We start from the raw sequence: 17737 nt of genomic DNA, 5'->3' as shown, positions 1-17737 counted from the left end.
GCGGCAGGCGCTTATCCCAGTCACATCGTTCACCCTGCGCCCGGGACTAAGCGCCACCGCCGCCTTGCTACATCACAAATGCGTTTGCGTCGTCCCGTTTCGCGATCCTGTTAAAAGAAAAAACAGGGTAGTAAACGTTTCGGTTATTTCTTTTAACTAATGCGCCTTTGCACGTCTGCCGGGCCGCAATAACGCCGCCCCGGCGGTCTGCTAAACCTGTTACGTTTCCCGCCTTTTACGGATAAACCCTGCCCCGGAGAGGTGGGGGGATTTCCCGGTCGTCAAGCCTCATCCTCGATGAAGATTGCCTGTTAACCATCCCTGCACGCTGGTCTGTCATGTTGCGCACTATTGCGGTGCAGGACGACATGAATGGGAAAAGCAGGTCTGGCAGTCGTCGGGGATTACCTCTTTAGAGGTAACAGGAAACGCTTTTTTATCCGACTGTTAGAAAAATTTTCAAAGATATTTTGCAAACTGAATAAACCTGGTCTGCATCTTGCAATTCCCTCTTATGCAGGCTGGTGAGTAGCGACCAGCCAGACACCTTGACGTAGCGACGGAGGCAAGATGAACTTAAGACGGCTGAAATACTTTGTGAAAATCGTCGATATCGGTAGCCTGACACAGGCAGCAGAAGTGCTGCATATTGCTCAGCCTGCATTGAGCCAGCAGGTTGCTACGCTGGAAGGCGAGCTGGAACAGCAGCTTCTGAACCGGACCAAACGCGGCGTCACACCGACCGAAGCCGGTAAACTGCTTTACAGCCATGCACGCGTCATTCTGCGGCAGTGTGAGCTGGCCCAGTCTGCGGTGATGAATGCCGGTCAGGTGGTGGAGGGGCAGGTGTCAATCGGGCTGGCACCGGGCACGGCGGCATCCGCGTTAACTATGCCGCTTCTGCAAACCGTACGGGAACAGTACCCGGATATCATGATTTACCTGCATGAAAACAGCAGCAGTGCGTTGAATGACAACATCATCAGCGGGCAACTGGATATGGCGGTGCTGTATGACCGCGCCCCCACGGCGGGCATCAACAGCGTGCCCCTGCTGAAAGAAGATCTCTATCTGGTCGGCGCAACCGCCTGCCCTGGCGCCAACGTCGATCTGGCCGAGGTAGCCCAGATGAGCCTGTTTCTGCCGCGTGATTACAGCGCCGTGCGCCAGCGGGTTGATGAGGCTTTCTCACTGCGCCGCCTGAGCGCGCGCATTATTGGCGAGATCGAATCGCTTTCGACGCTCACCGCCGCAATATCCAGCGGGATGGGCGTGACCGTGTTGCCTGAATCGGCGGCCAGAGCGCTGGTTGGTTCAACCCAGGCCTGGATGGCGCGGATCACCAGCCCGACCATCAGCCTGCCGCTGTCACTGAATCTTTCGCACCGCTTGCCATTATCGCCACCCGCACAGGCCGTTAAAAATATTCTGCTGTCGCTGCTCAACAAGCCACTGACTGAAAAACGCGAACTCACGCTGGTCAGCTAAACACAACGTTCTGTTTATCCCTCTCAAGCAGGGCGCGTAAAACCGCGCCGCTGCCTTTTCTCCTCTTCCAGGCTGTCCTCTCTGTGCGTCCTGCCGCCTTCTATATGCTTCAAACGCATAAATAAATCTTTTTTATTATTTCAGGTTATCGATAAGCGTTTTTATTATCGAATGATCAGATTGCGTAAAGAGAGGTAAATATTTTGAATTTCCAGCAACTTAAAATTATTCGCGAAGCCGCGCGGCGGGAGTTCAACCTCACGGAGGTCGCCAGCACGCTGTTTACCTCGCAATCAGGCGTCAGCCGTCATATTCGCGATCTGGAGGATGAGCTTGGCGTCGAAATTTTTGTCCGCCGGGGCAAGCGCCTGCTTGGTATGACGGAGCCGGGCAAGGCGCTGCTTACCATCGCCGAACGCATTCTCGATGAAGCCGGTAAAGTGCGTCGCCTGGCCGATGTCTTCACGAACGAATCCAGCGGCATTCTCTCTATCGCCACCACACACACGCAGGCCCGGTACAGCCTGCCGCCGGTCATCAAGTCCTTTCGCCAGTTTTATCCTAATGTCCGGCTTGAACTTAATCAGGGATCGCCGCAGGAAATTGTGAATATGCTACTGGCCGGAGAGGTGGATGTCGGGATTGCCAGTGAAATGCTGGCCAATAATAACAGCCTGGCCGCGTTTCCCTGGTTCAGCTGGCATCATGCACTGCTGGTCCCGCGCGATCATGAACTGGCACAACAGCAGCCGGTCTCACTGAATGCCCTCAGTCAGCATCCGTTAATTACCTACCGGCAGGGCATTACCGGCCGCTCCCGGGTGGACAGCGCGTTTCAGCGCGCCGGCTTAAAACCGGATATCGTGCTCAGCGCCCAGGATTCCGATGTGGTGCGCACTTATGTCAAACTCGGGCTGGGCGTCGGTATTCTGGCCGATCAGGCCTGTGAAAAGGAGCCGGGCGGAGAGCTGGTCCGGCTGGATGCCACTCACCTGTTCGACGCCAACACCGTCTGGCTGGGCCTGAAACGGGGACAACTGCAGCGCAATTACGTCTGGCAGTTCCTTGAGCTGTGCAACGCGAATCTGTCGCTTGAAGAAATTAAAGCGCAGGCGCTCTCTACGGCAGGCGATGATGAGCCCGTAATCGACTTTCAAATCTGACTCCGCGTTGCGCCCTGACGGCATAAAATTTTTTTTCGGCCGTCATTCGCCATAGCGAACGCTTTCTGGCTGCCAATAACAACATCCTGCGCTTCCCCCAACCGATAAAGTGAAGAGAACTGAAAAAGGGGGATGCGATGTCACGTATACAACTGAAAGATCACACACTACTGCGCCAGCAGGCGCTGTTTGCCGGTGAATGGCAACACGGTTATCAGGGCGCAACGCTCGCCGTTAACGATCCGGCTACGGGCGAAACGCTGGCTAGCGTACCGGCGTTAGGTCGCCAGGAAACGGAGGCGGCGATTGCCTGTGCCGAATCGGTCCGCCATGCATGGGCGGCAACCCCCAATGCCACCCGTGCGGCGCTGTTGGAAAAATGGCATCAGCTTATTCTTGATAACGCTGACGATCTGGCCATCATCATGACGGCCGAACAGGGTAAGCCGCTGGCGGAGGCGCGCGGTGAAGTGCTCTACGGTGCCAGTTTTGTGAAATGGTTTGCGGAAGAAGCGCGTCGGATTTATGGCGACACCATTCCCGCCCCAACGACCGACCGGCGTATTATTGTCCTGAAACAACCGGTTGGCGTCGCGGCAGCGATTACGCCCTGGAATTTCCCCATCGCAATGATTACCCGCAAAGTCGCACCGGCACTGGCGGCAGGCTGCCCGATTATCGTTAAACCGTCTGACCTGACGCCGCTGTCTGCACTGGCACTGGCCGTGCTGGCCGAGCGCGCGGGTTTCCCGGCAGGCGTTTTACAGGTGCTCACCGGCATGCCGACAGACATCGGCGCCGCGCTGACCGAAAGCCGTCTGGTGCGTAAAATCTCGTTCACCGGCTCAACGCGCGTGGGCCAGCTGCTGATGAAGCAGTGCGCTGACAGCATTAAACGCCTGAGTCTGGAGCTGGGCGGCAACGCGCCGCTTATTGTCTTTGACGACGCGGATATCGAGATTGCCGTCGCAGGCGTGATGACCAGCAAATTCCGTAATGCGGGACAAACCTGTGTGTGTGCCAACCGTATTCTGGTGCAGCGTAACATCTATGAACGCTTTGCCGCCCGACTGCTGGACGCGGTGGCGACCCTGAAGGTCGGGGATGGTTTTGCCCCTGGCAGCACTATCGGGCCGTTGATCAATACCTCCGCGGTGGAGAAGGTCAACGGGCACATTGATGATGCGCTGCAAAAAGGCGCAACGCTGTTGACCGGTGGCATCAGCGACGGACCCGGTACGTGGGTGCAGCCCACCGTGCTGGGACAGGTCACGAGTGAGATGCGCATCGCGCAGGAAGAAACCTTTGGACCGGTGGCTCCGCTGTTTATCTTTGATGATGAAGAACAGGCGCTGGCGATGGCAAATGACACACCCTTTGGTCTCGGCGCTTACTTCTTTACTGAAAATATTCGTCGAGCCTGGCGCGTGGCGGAAGCGCTGGAGTTTGGCATGGTCGGTTTTAATACCGGCGTCATTTCGCTGGAAGTCGCGCCGTTTGGCGGCGTGAAATTATCCGGCATAGGTCGCGAAGGGTCACGATATGGCATTGACGAATATCTGGAGCAAAAAACATTTCACATGGGCAGCCTGTAATTTAACTTTTAATTTCTGATATTCCTCGCCAGCATGAACGTTATGCTGGCGTTTTTTTTGTGCGCCAGATCGACGTTTTATCGGTATTCTCCTTTTTAGTGCAAGTTTCATGCGCATTGCACCAAAGCAATGCGGCTTTTTTGTGAACTAAATCATCTGTTTAACCCTTCGGCAATTCCGCAATAAATCCTTCACGAATACGGCACAAAAATTTTTTTGGGCGGTTTTAAACGCATTTTTATTTTTTTAACGGCTGGCATACTTTCTGCATTACCTAATAAAGCGTGCCGAAAAGCATTGCCAGAAATTAATTCATCCAGCATGTGATGGGTGTAACAAATAAGGATTCTTTCATGTTGAGTTTCGACCCGGAAAGCGTGCAACTCCCGCCTGGTCACTATATTGGCGGAAAACATGTACAGACACAGGGCGACGCTTTTGCCGTTAAACGCCCGTCTGATGGCAAGGTGTTTGCCACGCTGCGCGAAGCCCAGGCAGAGGATGTTGACCATGCCGTCATGACGGCACATCAGGCATTGAAAACCAGCGGCTGGTCAGGATGTGCACCGCGTGAACGTGGTCGGGTATTGCGCCGCTGGGCAGACTTAATCGAACAGGATCCCCTGCTGGCGCAGCTTGAAGCCCTTGGCTCAACCCGTCCGATTACCGATGTCGTGCAACATGAAATTCCCTTTACTGCCGAAGCCATTCGCTTCTATGCCGAGTGCGCCGACAAATACAGCGGCGATCTGTTTCCGACACGCGACAGTAGCCTGGGCATGTTGATTGCGGAGCCCTATGGCGTTATCGGGGCGATCACGCCGTGGAACTTCCCGCTGTCCATGGCTTCATGGAAATGCGGACCTGCGCTGGCCGCAGGCAATGCGGTAGTGCTAAAACCCTCAGAGCTGACGCCGCTGTCCACCGTGCGTATGGCCGAGCTGGCGGTGCAGGCCGGGTTACCGGCGGGCATTCTGAATATTGTGCAGGGCAGCGGTGCGGTGACCGGCAGCGCCCTGGTCAGGCATCCCCTGGTGCGCAAAGTCTCCTTTACCGGCTCCACTGTCACAGGCGCGCGCATTATGAGTGATGCGGCCCAGTTTGGCATGAAGCCCGTCACGCTGGAGTTAGGCGGCAAAAGCCCCCAACTGGTGTTTGATGATGCGGGCGAGATTGAGGTGCTGGCACAACGCATTCTGCGTGGCTTTACCGCCAACGGCGGCCAGGCCTGCGTTGCCGGGACGCGCCTGATTGTGCAGCGCGGTATTGCCGATGCGCTGACGGAACGGCTGGCGGCGCTGTGTCGTGAGGTCCGGCCTGGCGTGACCTGGCAGGAAACCAGCCGCTATGCCCCGCTGATTGATGCGCGTCAGGGCAACAAAGTGCAGTCCGTGATTGAGGCGGCGAAAGCCCAGGGCGCAGACGTGCTGGTGGGCGGTGACCGCTTCGCGGATACCGATGAGGGCTGGTTCTGGCAACCCACGCTGCTGACGCAGGTTAAACAGGATAATCCGGCAGTGCAGCAGGAAATCTTCGGGCCTGTGCTGACAATTCAGACGTTCGACAGCGAAGACGAAGGGCTGGGGCTGGCGGCACATGAGACCTATGGCCTGTGCGCCGGGGTGCACACGCTGAGCCTGCCACGTGCGATGCGTGCGATACGGGGAATCGCTTCCGGCACGGTATGGGTCAACCGCTACGGGCGGTCCGGCGATTTCATTATTCCTACCGGAGGGTTCATGGGATCCGGCATCGGCAAAGATTTGGGTCGTCAGGCGTTCCAGGCCTGCCAGCGCCAGAAAAGCGTCCTTATCGATTTTTAAGCACCTAACCAGACAATAACGAGGTTAATGTAATGGCACTGTTTAAACCCAAATTCATCACGTTTGATTGCTATGGCACGCTGATCTTTTTTGATATGGCCGGTGCGGCAAAACGCTGTTTTCACGATCGCGTCGACGCGAAAGACATGGCGGCCTTTGTGACCGACTTTTCCAGCTACCGCCTGGACGAAGTGCTGGGCGCGTGGAAACCCTATTACGATGTGGTCAGCAATGCGATTCAGCGCACCTGTAAAAAGTGGGGCGTGACATGGACGCAGGCAGACAGCGATTACATTTACACCGACTGCGCCACCTGGGGACCGCATCCGGATGTACCTGCCGGGTTAGCTAAAGTGGCGGAAGCCTTCCCGTTGGTGCTGCTGACCAATTCAATGAAGGATCTGATTCCGCACCATATTCCTCGTCTGGGTGCGCCCATCCACATGACGATTACCGCAGAAGAAGCGGGCGCGTATAAACCGCAGATGAAAGGCTTTGAATACATGCTGGAGAAACTGGACTGCCGTCCGGATGAAATTCTGCATGTCTCCTCCAGTTTCCGCTATGACCTGATGACGGCGCACGATCTTGGCATCAAACACAAGGTCTGGGTCAACCGTGGCCACGAACCGGCTAACCCCTATTACCAATACACCGAAATCAAAGACATTGGCGGCCTGCCCGGCGTCGTGGGTCTGTGAGGACAGCGTCATGAAACTGGAATCGTACTGGCAGGCGACCGCACCGGCGTTTCGCGCGGCCGCCAGCGGTCCGTTACCCGCCCACGCGGATGTGGTGGTGATCGGGGCGGGCTTTACCGGTGTTTCGGCGGCCTTATCGCTGGCGCGCAGTGGGATCAATGTGGTGGTGCTGGACAGCGGGGAGGTAATGAGTCAGGCCTCCGCCCGTAATGGCGGTCACTGCAACACCGGCGTGGCGCAAAACTTTGCTTCACTGGTGGCCAGCCAGGGGCTTGAGCAGGCCAGTCGGTTCTATAAGGCATTCGATGATGCCGTGACCTATGTCGGACAGTTGATTAAAGACGAGCAGATTGACTGTGACTTTCGTCTGTGCGGCAAGCTCAAACTGGCCAGTAAGGCGTCGCACTTCTCCGGCCTGCGTGAGGCCTGGGAACTGATGCGCCGTACGGTGGATCCGGAAGTGGAGCTGCTCAGTCAGTCAGAGATTGCGCAGGAGATCGACGGCGGCGATTTCCATGGCGGCCTGCTACAGCATCACGGCGGCCAGATGCACATGGGCAAATTTGGCGTCGGCCTGGCCGAAGTCGCGGCCCGCAGTGGGGCAAAAATTTATACGCACCATCACGTTACGAAGCTGGAACGGCTTGACGGCTACCGCCATCGGGTGGTGACCAGCAAAGGTGACATTCTGGCCGATAAAGTGCTGATGGCGACGGGCTGTTCGAGTGACGGTCCGTTCCCGTGGTTCCAGCGCCGTATTGTGCCGGTAGGCAGCTTTATCGTGGTGACCGAGCCGCTGGATACGGCGCTTCTTACCGGCTTGCTGCCGCATAAACGTAACTATGTGACCTCCATGAACATCGGCAACTACTTCCGGACCACCGCGGACAGCCGTCTGGTGTTCGGTGGCCGGGCACGCTTCGCCATCAGTAACCCAACGTCAGACTCCCGCAGCGGGGACATCCTGCACGCCGCCATGGCCAGTATGTTCCCCAGACTGCGCCATACGCAGATCGACTACTGCTGGGGCGGCATGGTGGATATGAGCGCCGATCGCCTGCCGCACGCAGGCGAACAGGACGGTGTGTTTTACTCGCTGGGTTACAGCGGGCATGGCACGCAGATGTCGGTATGGATGGGCCGGGTCATGGCCGATCTGTTGAGTGAGAAATCCCGCGATAACCCCTGGCAGCGCGAGACATGGCCTGCACTGCCGGGTTATCACGGAAAACCGTGGTTCCTGCCTCTCGCCGGGCTCTACTACAAAGCAAAGGATCGCCTTTCATAACTTCACATTGTTTTTCAGGCCGCCGGGGCATTGTCGGGTCGAAACATCATGACCGGATCATCGCCTTCGCGGTGCGCGCCACACAGCATGTGCCGTCTGATTAACGCAGGGAATTTCACCGTTCGCTTGAAAATGTAATGAGGGTGTACAGATGAGTAAAATTGATAATAAAGAATCTGACGTAACCAATCCTGCTCTGACGCGGATGATCACTGAAGGTACGCTGTCCCGCCGCAGTCTGATGAAATTGCTTTCAGCCGGGGCCGCGATGAGCACCGGGCTGATCGGCTTCCCTGGCATGGCGCTGGCAGAGGAGAAACCGACTCAGGGCGGCAAAATCCGTGTGGGCATGTCCAATGCGTCGGCGACTGACACGCTGGACCCGGCGAAAGGCAATAACAGCGCCGACTTTACGCGCCAGTTTATGTTCTACAGCGGACTGACAGAGGTGGATAAAACCCTGACGGTGAAACCTGCGCTGGCGGAATCCATCGACTCTGACGATGGCGTCACCTGGAGCATTAAGCTGCGTAAAGGCGTGACCTTCCATGATGGTAAGCCGTTTACGTCCAAAGACGTGGTTTATTCACTGAGCCGCCATAAAGATCCAGCCGTCGCGTCCAGCGCTTTCAAGCTGGCTGAGCAGTTCAAAACCATCAACGCCGTCAACGACAATGAAGTGCAGCTTATTCTGGTGGCACCTAACTTTGACGTTCCTTACATGCTCGCAACGTCGCCCTTCCTGATCGTGCAGGACGGCACCAAAGATTTCAGCAAAGGTATCGGCACAGGGCCGTTTGTCTGCAAAAGCTTTACGCCTGGCGTCAGTACGCTTGGCACGAAAAATCCCAACTATTTTAAACCGGGGCTGCCGCATCTGGACCAGGTGGAACTGCTCGGCGTGACCGATCAGGCGGCCCGCGTCAATGCCCTGTTATCAGGCGATATTCAGGTGGCTTCAGGGCTGAAAGCTTCGGACAGTATGCGCATCAGCCGTACACCGGATCATGCGGTGCTTGAAACCAAGGGCGGCATGTACACCAACCTGATTATCCGCACCGATATCAAACCCGGCAGCAATCCCGATTTCGTGCTGGCGATGAAATATCTGCAACCCAGAGAGATCGTGGTGAAAACCGTGTTGCAGGGCTTTGGCGACGTCAGCAACGACACGCCGGTGCCGCCGTGGCACCCGCTGTACAACGCCGATCTCAAACCCCGTCCGTTGGATCCGGAAAAAGCGAAGTTTTATATCAACAAAGCCGGCATGAGCGGGCAAACCATTGAGATTGTTACGACGCCGCCGCTGGAAGGCGCAACCGAAGGCGCGCAACTGATTCAGCAGGTAGGTCGCAATGTCGGACTGAACGTCAATGTGCGTCGTGTGCCGTATGAAGGCTACTGGGGGACCCACTGGATGAAAGATCCCATTGGTTACGGCTCCATCAACCCGCGGCCAACACTGGATATGCTGTTCTCACAGTTTTATCTCTCCAGCGCACCGAATAACGAATGCGGCTGGAAAAATGAACAGTTCGATCAGCTGGTGATTGCGGCGCGTGGCGAACGTGATAAAGCCAAACGCAAGCAGATGTACGGCGATATGCAAACCCTGATCTATGACCACTGCGGCACGCTGATTCCTGCCTTTATCAGCTCGATGGATGGTTACAGCAAAAAGCTGAAAGGGCTGGAAGCCTGGCCGTCAGGCATGTTGATGGGCTATCGCTTCCACGAGTTTGCCTGGCTGTCTGCCTGATCACGCGTCTGTAAGAGGAGTTCGCCGATGAACCGATACATGATGTTCCTGATTGCCCGGCGCATTGGCGCCGGCATCCTGACCTTGCTTATCGTCTCAGCGGTGGTGTTCTTTATCACCAGCCTGCTGCCGGGCGATGCGGCGCAAATGATCCTGGGGCAAAACGCCACACCCGAAACCGTGGCGGCCCTGCGTCAGCAACTGGGCTTAGATCAGCCGCTGCTGGTGCGCTATTTCACCTGGCTCGGCGGCATGCTGACAGGGAATTTTGGCACCTCATTTGCCAGTCATCTGCCGGTGGCACAGCTGGTGGCACAGCGGCTTCCGGCCACATTTGAACTGGCGGCGACCACCACCGCCATCTGCGTGCCGCTTGCGCTGATTATCGGTATTGCCGCCGCGATGAACCGCGGCTCGAAGCTGGATCGCGCGCTGGTGATTGGCACTATGGCCACGGTAGCCGTACCGGAATTTCTGGTGGCGACCGTAGCGGTGCTGATCTTCGCCGTGAAGCTGCACTGGGTCTCGGCTATGTCACTGGGCAGTCCCAACATGGATTTCGCCAGCTATATCAAAGCCTACGCATTGCCGGTCATCACGCTATGTTGCGGCCTGGTCGCCCAGATGGCGCGCATGACGCGTGCGGCCATCATTAACCAGCTCGACAGCCCGTATCTGGAAATGGCGTTGCTGAAAGGCGTTTCCCCGATGCGCGCCGTGTTGCGTCATGCCTTACCTAACGCCGTTGGCCCGATTGCGAACGCGATTTCCCTCAGCCTTTCTTATCTGTTTGGTGGCGTCATCATCATTGAAACCATCTTCAGCTATCCCGGTCTGGCCAGCCAGATGGTGGATGCGGTCAGTAACCGCGATCTGCCCGTCGTGCAGCTCTGCGTCATGCTGTTTGCCGGCTGTTATCTGTTGCTGCTGCTGGCTGCGGATATTGTCACTATCGCCTTTAACCCGAAATGGAGGAGCTGATGAAACTTCTGCTTCCCTGGCGCATTTTTCAGTCACTGTCGTTATCAGGTCGCCTGGGCCTGATCGTGACCCTGTTCTGGCTGGTCATCGCGCTGTTTGGCACCTGGTGGGCACCGCACAGCCTCGACGATATTGGTTCCGGGCCGCTGATGGGCGGATTCACCCCCGAAAACCTGTTGGGCACCGATTATCTGGGGCGGGATATGCTCACGCGCATTATGTACGGCGCGAAATTCTCGCTGGGCCTGGCACTCGGCGCGGCCATTCTGGCCAGCCTGATTGGGACGATGCTGGCCTTAATCGCGGCGGTCACCGGACGCTGGCTGGAAGAGCTCTTGGGTCGCATTAACGACGCGATGCTGGTGCTGCCGGGTAAAATTCTGGCGCTGATGATTGTGGCGGTATTTGGTTCTTCACTGCCGATGCTGCTGATCACGGCGGTGTTCACCTACTGGCCGGGCGCCTTCCGCATTGCGTTTGCGCTGGCCAGTAGTTTGCGCAATATGGATTACGTCCGCGCCTCCCGGCTGCGGGGCGAAAGCCGCTGGTACATCGCCATCCACGATATTCTGCCGAACATGGTTCATCCGGTGCTGGCCGATTTTGGTCTGCGCTTTGTGTACATCGTCCTGCTGCTGAGCGGCCTGAGCTTCCTGGGGTTGGGCGTCCAGCCGCCGTATGCCGACTGGGGCACCTTAGTCCGCGAAAATATTCAGGGGCTGTTTGACGGTTCGCCGGCGGTGTTGATGCCCGCCCTGGCGATTGCCAGTCTTACTATCGCCGTAAACCTGTTTATTGACAGTCTGCAAAGCATGCGTCCGCTGACGCTGGCAAAGGAGGGGGCATGAACGTGACACCACATACGGCGATGCCTGTGATTTCGGTGGATAAGCTGCGCGTAACGGCGCACAACGACAATGGCGATGAGCTGGATATCGTCTCTGATATTCGCTTCACCGTGCAGAAGGGGGAAGTCCTGGCGCTGATTGGTGAATCCGGCTCGGGGAAAACCACCATCGCAATGGCGCTGATGGGCTATGCCCGCCACGGTTGTAAGATCGCCGAGGGAAATATCCACGTCGCGGGCACCAACGTCATGGCACTGACGCCTGCCGAGCTTCGCTTTTTCCGCGGAAATAAGGTCGCCTATATTGCGCAAAGTGCGGCGGCCTCGTTTAACCCCGGCATGAAAATTATCGACCAGGTGATCGAGCCAGTGGTGATTCACGGCACGATGACGCGCAAGGCGGCAAAAGCCAAAGCGCTGGGCCTGTTTCGGGAGCTGGCGCTGCCGAATCCGGACACCATTGGCGATCGCTTTCCGCATCAGGTTTCAGGCGGACAGCTCCAGCGCTTAATGACGGCAATGGCGCTGATTAGCGATCCGGAGGTGGTGATTCTTGATGAGCCTACTACCGCGCTGGATGTCACCACGCAGGTCGAAGTGCTCAAAGCCTTCCGCCGCGTAGTCAAACAGCGTGGCGTGACGGCGATTTATGTCAGCCACGATCTGGCCGTCGTTGCACAAATGGCCGATCGTATTCTGGTTTTGCTGCAGGGAAAAATTGCCGAATACGGCACCACGGCCCATCTGATAGGCGCACCGCAGTCGGACTATACGCGCCTGCTGATGGCGGCGGCGCAACAGAAAGAACGCCCCAGCAACTGGTGCCCGGCAAAGGCGAATGAGCTGCCGCTGCTGGAAGTACGCGACCTGTCTGCGGGTTACGGACCCAAAGGCAGTGATGGTTTGCCCAAAGTGCGCATTCTGGAAAACATCAATCTTACGCTCTGGAAAGGCCAGGCTATCGGCATTATCGGTGAGTCCGGCTCGGGCAAAACCACGCTGGCTCATGCTATCGCCGGCCTGAACCCGGCCTGTCAGGGGCAAATCCTGTTTAACGGTCACATGGTGGCTGGTCAGATGCAAAAGCGCACGGATAACGAACTGCGTCGTATTCAGTATGTTTTCCAGATGGCGGATACGGCGCTCAATCCTGCACACAGTGTGGAACAAATTCTGTCACGCCCGCTGACGCTGTTTCATGGGCTGAGCGGCATCGCCCGGCAGAACCGGCTGTATCAACTGCTGGATTTGGTCAGGCTGCCACGTACCGTGCTCTCGCGCCGTCCCTGGTCGCTGTCCGGTGGACAAAAGCAGCGCGTGAACCTGGCGCGCGCGCTGGCGGCAGAGCCGGATGTCATTCTGTGCGATGAGGTAACCTCGGCGCTCGATACCGTGGTCGCCTCGGCGGTACTGGATCTGATCAGTGAGCTGCGCCGTGAACTGGGGCTGTCTGTCATCTTTATCAGCCACGATATGCACGCCGTCAGAGCGGTGTGCGATGAGATCGTCGTCATGCGCAATGGCGCTATCGTCACCCAACTGGCGCGGGAAAATTACGAGCAGCCGACCCGCGAGCTCTATTTTGAACGCCTGAAACGTGCCGTGCCTGAACTCCGTCAGGGCTGGCTCGACGAGCACGAAGAGATCCTGAAAGCCGAATAACCGGTAAACAAGCGCCCCCCATTCCGGGGCAGGGCAGCACGCCATTGCCATGTTGCCCCAACACACGACGAGGTTGTGACGACATGCCCGCACCGATTCGATATGTACAGGACAGCCCGGATTTCCCGGATGCTGCTGATGTGGTGGTGATAGGTGCCGGTATCGCCGGTGCAGCCGCAACCTGGTATCTGGCAAAGCAGGGCCTGAAAGTGGTGCTGATAGAAAAAGGCCTGGTCGGGGCCGAACAGTCCAGCCGCAACTGGGGCTGGTGCCGCCAGCAGAATCGCGACGAGCGTGAACTGCCACTGGTGATTGAAGCCCTGCGCGGCTGGGAACAACTGAGTCAGGAAACCGGGGAAGAGCTGGGGTTTCGCCGCAGCGGCCTGGTGTATGCCACCCGCAATGAAGCGGATATTGCCGCCTGGGATAAGTGGGGACAGATGGCGAAGCAGTACGGCGTGCGCAGCGATATTCTGAATGCCCGGCAGGCTAAAGCGATGACGCCGGGCAGTTCCACTGACTGGCTGGGCGGCGTATCAGCGCCTACGGACGGTGCTGCTGAGCCGCGACTCGCCGCCCCCGGCATTGTCATAGGGGCGCAGAAAAACGGGGCGCAGGTTTTCCAGCAGTGTGCCGTGCGCGGGCTGGATATCACGGCGGGCTGTGTCAGCGGCGTCGTTACGGAACGCGGCCTGATCAAGACCAGCCGTGTGATCTGTGCTGCCGGGGCATGGACCTCGATGTTTTGCCGTCGTCACGGACTCGATCTGCCGCTTGGCAATGTGATTGGCACCGCGTTTCGCACTCAGCCCATTCGGCAGGCCATTACCGTGCCGTTTTATACCGAACGTTTCGCCTGTCGCCCACAACTGGACGGCAGTTATACGGTTTCCGTCTCCGGCCGCGGCAGGCTGGAGCCCGGCGCGCAGGGTCTGCGTTATCTGAAGCAGTTTTATCCCACATTCAAAAGTCGTCGTAAAAACCTTACCCTGAACCTCGGGATTAAACCGTTTTTCCATGGGCCTGAAGCCATGGGCCGCTGGGATCTGGATAGCGTTTCGCCGTTTGAGCGCATGCGTATTCTCGATCCGGCCGCCGATCGCTCGGTGGTGGAAAACGGCCTGGCAGCGATGCGCCGGGAGTTTCCTGCCCTGGCCAACCTGAAGGTTGCCCAGGCCTGGGGCGGCATGATTGACAGCACCCCGGATGCGATTCCGGTCATCTCCACCGTGGCAAAACTGCCCGGTCTGGTGCTGTCGGCGGGCTTCAGCGCCCACGGTTTTGGCATTGGCCCCGGTGCGGGCCGCCTTGCCGCCGAGCTGGCAACTGACGCCACGCCGGTTGTCGATCCGACACCTTATCGCTACAGCCGTTTCACTGACGGCAGCGCACTTGATGCACCTGGCATGATGTAAGGAAAGCAAAATGACATTTCATATTCGTACCATGACCTCAGACGATATCCCGCAGGTTCACGCCATGAGCCAGGCACTTAACTGGCCGCACCGTCGCGAGGACTGGGCGATCGGCATCCAGCTTGGCGAAGGCGTAGTCATTGAAGAGCAGGGTGAGGTCATCGGCAGCGCGATTCTGTGGCGCTGGGGTGACGAGGCCGCCACCATTGGCCTGGTCATTGTGGCCAATCAGCATCAGGGCCGGGGACTGGGCAAGCAGCTGATGCTGGCGCTGCTGGAAAAAGTCCCCGGCTATAACGTACGTCTGCACGCTACCGACATGGGCAAGGGCCTTTACGAGAAACTGGGTTTTGTGGCCTGCGGCAACATCCTCCAGTACCAAACGCCGTCCCTGAGCAGCGTGCCGGCCGTGCCCATCCCGGCGGGGTTAACTCTGTCTGCCGCAACCGCCGACGACCAGGACAGGCTGGTGCAGATGGACCAGGCGGCGCATGGGCTGTACCGCCCTGAACTTATTGCGCATCTTATTAACGATAACCAGACCGTTATTTTGCAGGACGACGCACAACAGGCGCGCGGGTTTGCCAGCCTGCGCCGTTTTGGCCGCGGCTGGGTGATTGGTCCGGTGATCGCAGACAGTTTACCGGTGGCACAGGCACTGACCGCCGCGTTAATGCAGGGCCTGAAAGGGGAATATCTGCGCATGGACACCGATGCCGCGCTGCCGATGGCCAGCTGGCTTGAAAGTCTTGGACTGGCCAATGTGGATGCCCCGGTCACCATGGTACGTGGCCAGGTGTGGGCACCACAGGGCATGCAGGCGTTTGGCTTAATGACCCAGGCGATGGCCTGATGCATATCGTGTACAAATCGGAGCCCCAGCGTGGCCTTTACTGGCAGCGCTGGCTGGCGGCGCATGCGCCGGATATCCACTTACATCTCTGGCCCGAAACGGGTGAGCCGGAGCAGGTGGAGGCGGTGATCGCCTGGGTGCCGCCGGACGATGTGACCCGCCGGTTTCCCAACCTGAAAATTCTGTTTTCTGTCGGTGCCGGGGCGGAACAGTTCGATCTGTCCGCGCTTCCTGCACACCTGCCGTTAGTGAGGATGATTGAACCCGGGCTGACGCAGGGCATGGTGGAATACATTACCTTCGCCGTGCTGGGACTGCATCGCGATATGCCGCGCTATTTCCAGCAACAGCGTGCGCAGCAGTGGCAGGCGCATTCAGCCGTGCCCGCCAGCGAACGGCGCGTAGGGATCATGGGACTCGGCGAACTGGGGCGCGCCGCACTGACCCAGCTTCAGACATTAGGCTTTGACTGCGGCGGCTGGAGCCGGACGCCCCATCAGATACCGGGCGCAGTGTGCTGGCACGGTGACGCGCAGCTGCCCGCGTTTCTGGCACGCAGCGACATTCTGGTGTGCCTGTTACCACTGACGCCCAGCACAGAGGGCCTGCTCAATGCCAGACTGTTCAGCCAGTTGCCCGCCGGGGCCGAGCTGGTGCAGGCCGGACGCGGACCGCAGCTTAACGAACAGGATTTGCTGACCGCGCTGGACAGCGGTCAGTTACGGGCCGCTGTGATTGACGTAACGGAGCCGGAACCGCTCCCTGCCGGTCATGCGTTCTGGACCCATCCCGCCATCTGGCTCACGCCCCATATTGCCAGCCGCACACAAAACGACAGCGCGGTGAGCGCACTGGTGGCCAACCTGCGGCGTTTTCAGCGCGGTGAGCCGCTGCACGGCGTTATCGATCGTTCACGAGGATATTAAGATGGATCATTTAGTGGCGTTGCGCCGGGATCTGCACCGTAACCCGGAGCTGGGATTTCAGGAGCAGCGTACCAGCGACATTGTTGCCCGCTTTTTACACGATCTGGGTATTGAAGTGCATCGTGGCATCGGTAAAACCGGCGTCGTGGGCATACTGAAGAAAGGCACAAATTCGCGCATGATTGGGTTGCGTGCCGATATGGATGCGCTTCCTATGCAGGATAAAGGCGAGGTTGCCTGGACCAGCCTGCAACAAAACCGCAGCCACGCCTGTGGTCATGATGGCCACACGACCATGTTGCTGGGCGCAGCGGAGAAACTGGCGCGTGACGTTGCGTTTGACGGTACGGTGTGTTTTATCTTTCAACCGGCAGAAGAGGGGCTGGCGGGCGCGAAGGCTATGATCGACGATGGCCTGTTTGAACGCTTTCCCTGCGATGCCGTGTATGCGCTGCATAACTGGCCCGAGCTGCCGCTTGGGGAGATTCAAACCCGTCCGGGGCCGATTATGGCGGCAGCCGACCGTTTTAATATCACCGTCAAAGGCGCAGGCGGGCATGCTGCCCAGCCTCATCTGACCCATGACACGCTGCTGGCGCTGAGCGAGCTGGTGGTCCAGCTCAACACGCTGGTGCCACGGGCACTCGATCCCTGCGAACCGGCTCTGCTGACCGTGACGCGCATGCAGGGCGGTTTCTCCCACAATATGATCCCTGCGGAAGCCAACATCACCGGTACGGTGCGCACCTTTAATCCCGCGGCGCAGGACATCATCGAATCACGCCTGCGGCAGATGGCAGAACACATCGCGGCCGCGCACGGCTTACAGGCTGAGGTGAACTATCTGCGCTATTACCCGGCCACGATCAACAGTGATGCGGAAGCGACTCAGGCACTTGCCGCCTTGCAGGCCGCAGGTATGCAGGCACGCCTCGCGGCTCAGCCCGCGCTCACCTCAGAAGATTTTGCTTTTATGTTGCAGGCCAAACCCGGCGCCTATCTGTGGATCGGCTCCGCGCCCTGCAAGCCGCTGCACCATGCGGCCTATGACTTTAACGACGCGTTGATACCGCATGGAATACGGGCATTTATCACGCTGGCCTGCCACGGGCTGGGGGCAACATTTCCTTGCTGAAACCTGTGGGATTTTAACACTTAATGCCGCTACTGGCGGAATTACGGCACCGTCATCGCTCAACAGATTGCGATACTTAAGCCAACCGAACACGACGTGGA

At 58.1% G+C, this 17737-nt stretch carries 14 protein-coding genes; all 14 read left to right on the top strand.

Annotation, left to right across the window (positions count from 1 at the left end; all coding sequences use genetic code 11):
• The first annotated feature begins 570 nt into the window (after positions 1–570).
• The 14 genes from nac (at position 571) to RAC65_RS04300 (ending at position 17636) form a co-directional block, all read left to right on the top strand.
• Positions 571–1488, top strand: coding sequence for a nitrogen assimilation transcriptional regulator NAC (gene nac / locus RAC65_RS04365; protein WP_006119661.1), 918 nt, complete (start codon positions 571–573; stop codon positions 1486–1488).
• A gap of 203 nt (positions 1489–1691) precedes the next feature.
• On the top strand, positions 1692–2651 hold the full coding sequence (gene cbl / locus RAC65_RS04360; RefSeq protein WP_375096397.1) for an HTH-type transcriptional regulator Cbl: 960 nt from the start codon (positions 1692–1694) through the stop codon (positions 2649–2651).
• 137 nt (positions 2652–2788) lie between these two features.
• Positions 2789–4246: an NAD-dependent succinate-semialdehyde dehydrogenase gene (locus RAC65_RS04355; protein ID WP_110268284.1), complete on the top strand. Its 1458-nt coding sequence runs from the start codon at positions 2789–2791 to the stop codon at positions 4244–4246.
• 353 nt (positions 4247–4599) lie between these two features.
• Positions 4600–6069, top strand: a complete 1470-nt coding sequence (locus RAC65_RS04350; RefSeq protein WP_205956555.1) for an aldehyde dehydrogenase — start codon at positions 4600–4602, stop codon at positions 6067–6069.
• A gap of 32 nt (positions 6070–6101) precedes the next feature.
• Positions 6102–6770 carry a haloacid dehalogenase type II gene (locus RAC65_RS04345; RefSeq protein ID WP_039338052.1) on the top strand — a complete coding sequence of 223 codons (669 nt, stop codon included), beginning with the start codon at positions 6102–6104 and terminating at the stop codon, positions 6768–6770.
• A 10-nt stretch (positions 6771–6780) separates the two neighbouring features.
• A complete protein-coding gene (locus tag RAC65_RS04340; protein ID WP_006119656.1) occupies positions 6781–8058 on the top strand; it encodes an FAD-binding oxidoreductase in 1278 nt (425 codons plus the stop codon).
• A gap of 151 nt (positions 8059–8209) precedes the next feature.
• Positions 8210–9817: an ABC transporter substrate-binding protein gene (locus RAC65_RS04335; RefSeq protein WP_039338050.1), complete on the top strand. Its 1608-nt coding sequence runs from the start codon at positions 8210–8212 to the stop codon at positions 9815–9817.
• Positions 9818–9844: 27 nt separating this feature from the next.
• On the top strand, positions 9845–10798 hold the full coding sequence (locus tag RAC65_RS04330; protein WP_039338049.1) for an ABC transporter permease: 954 nt from the start codon (positions 9845–9847) through the stop codon (positions 10796–10798).
• Positions 10798–11646: an ABC transporter permease gene (locus RAC65_RS04325; protein WP_006119653.1), complete on the top strand. Its 849-nt coding sequence runs from the start codon at positions 10798–10800 to the stop codon at positions 11644–11646. Before RAC65_RS04330 ends, RAC65_RS04325 begins: the two co-directional genes overlap by 1 nt.
• Complete coding sequence (locus RAC65_RS04320) at positions 11643–13307, top strand: ABC transporter ATP-binding protein (protein WP_110268287.1); 1665 nt, start codon at positions 11643–11645, stop codon at positions 13305–13307. The genes RAC65_RS04325 and RAC65_RS04320 overlap by 4 nt, the downstream gene beginning before the upstream one ends.
• A gap of 83 nt (positions 13308–13390) precedes the next feature.
• Complete coding sequence (locus RAC65_RS04315) at positions 13391–14722, top strand: FAD-binding oxidoreductase (protein WP_205956554.1); 1332 nt, start codon at positions 13391–13393, stop codon at positions 14720–14722.
• Positions 14723–14732: 10 nt separating this feature from the next.
• Positions 14733–15575, top strand: coding sequence for a GNAT family N-acetyltransferase (locus RAC65_RS04310; protein WP_039338046.1), 843 nt, complete (start codon positions 14733–14735; stop codon positions 15573–15575).
• Complete coding sequence (locus RAC65_RS04305; protein ID WP_375096396.1) at positions 15575–16501, top strand: 2-hydroxyacid dehydrogenase; 927 nt, start codon at positions 15575–15577, stop codon at positions 16499–16501. The genes RAC65_RS04310 and RAC65_RS04305 overlap by 1 nt, the downstream gene beginning before the upstream one ends.
• A gap of 1 nt (position 16502) precedes the next feature.
• Positions 16503–17636, top strand: a complete 1134-nt coding sequence (locus tag RAC65_RS04300) for a M20 aminoacylase family protein (RefSeq protein WP_375096395.1) — start codon at positions 16503–16505, stop codon at positions 17634–17636.
• Positions 17637–17737 lie beyond the last annotated feature (101 nt).

It is taken from the genome of Pantoea sp. BS_8, from assembly GCF_041954965.1.
GTDB lineage: Bacteria > Pseudomonadota > Gammaproteobacteria > Enterobacterales > Enterobacteriaceae > Pantoea > Pantoea stewartii.
This window is presented reverse-complemented; position numbering and strand designations above follow the sequence as displayed.

Excerpts from the sequence above, each read along its gene's own strand:
- nac (WP_006119661.1), top strand. The coding sequence starts at position 571 with ATGAACTTAAGACGGCTGAAATACTTTGTGAAAATCGTCGATATCGGT.
- RAC65_RS04355 (WP_110268284.1), top strand. The coding sequence starts at position 2,789 with ATGTCACGTATACAACTGAAAGATCACACACTACTGCGCCAGCAGGCG.
- RAC65_RS04350 (WP_205956555.1), top strand. The coding sequence starts at position 4,600 with ATGTTGAGTTTCGACCCGGAAAGCGTGCAACTCCCGCCTGGTCACTAT.
- RAC65_RS04345 (WP_039338052.1), top strand. The coding sequence starts at position 6,102 with ATGGCACTGTTTAAACCCAAATTCATCACGTTTGATTGCTATGGCACG.
- RAC65_RS04340 (WP_006119656.1), top strand. The coding sequence starts at position 6,781 with ATGAAACTGGAATCGTACTGGCAGGCGACCGCACCGGCGTTTCGCGCG.
- RAC65_RS04335 (WP_039338050.1), top strand. The coding sequence starts at position 8,210 with ATGAGTAAAATTGATAATAAAGAATCTGACGTAACCAATCCTGCTCTG.
- RAC65_RS04330 (WP_039338049.1), top strand. The coding sequence starts at position 9,845 with ATGAACCGATACATGATGTTCCTGATTGCCCGGCGCATTGGCGCCGGC.
- RAC65_RS04325 (WP_006119653.1), top strand. The coding sequence starts at position 10,798 with ATGAAACTTCTGCTTCCCTGGCGCATTTTTCAGTCACTGTCGTTATCA.
- RAC65_RS04320 (WP_110268287.1), top strand. The coding sequence starts at position 11,643 with ATGAACGTGACACCACATACGGCGATGCCTGTGATTTCGGTGGATAAG.
- RAC65_RS04315 (WP_205956554.1), top strand. The coding sequence starts at position 13,391 with ATGCCCGCACCGATTCGATATGTACAGGACAGCCCGGATTTCCCGGAT.
- RAC65_RS04310 (WP_039338046.1), top strand. The coding sequence starts at position 14,733 with ATGACATTTCATATTCGTACCATGACCTCAGACGATATCCCGCAGGTT.
- RAC65_RS04305 (WP_375096396.1), top strand. The coding sequence starts at position 15,575 with ATGCATATCGTGTACAAATCGGAGCCCCAGCGTGGCCTTTACTGGCAG.
- RAC65_RS04300 (WP_375096395.1), top strand. The coding sequence starts at position 16,503 with ATGGATCATTTAGTGGCGTTGCGCCGGGATCTGCACCGTAACCCGGAG.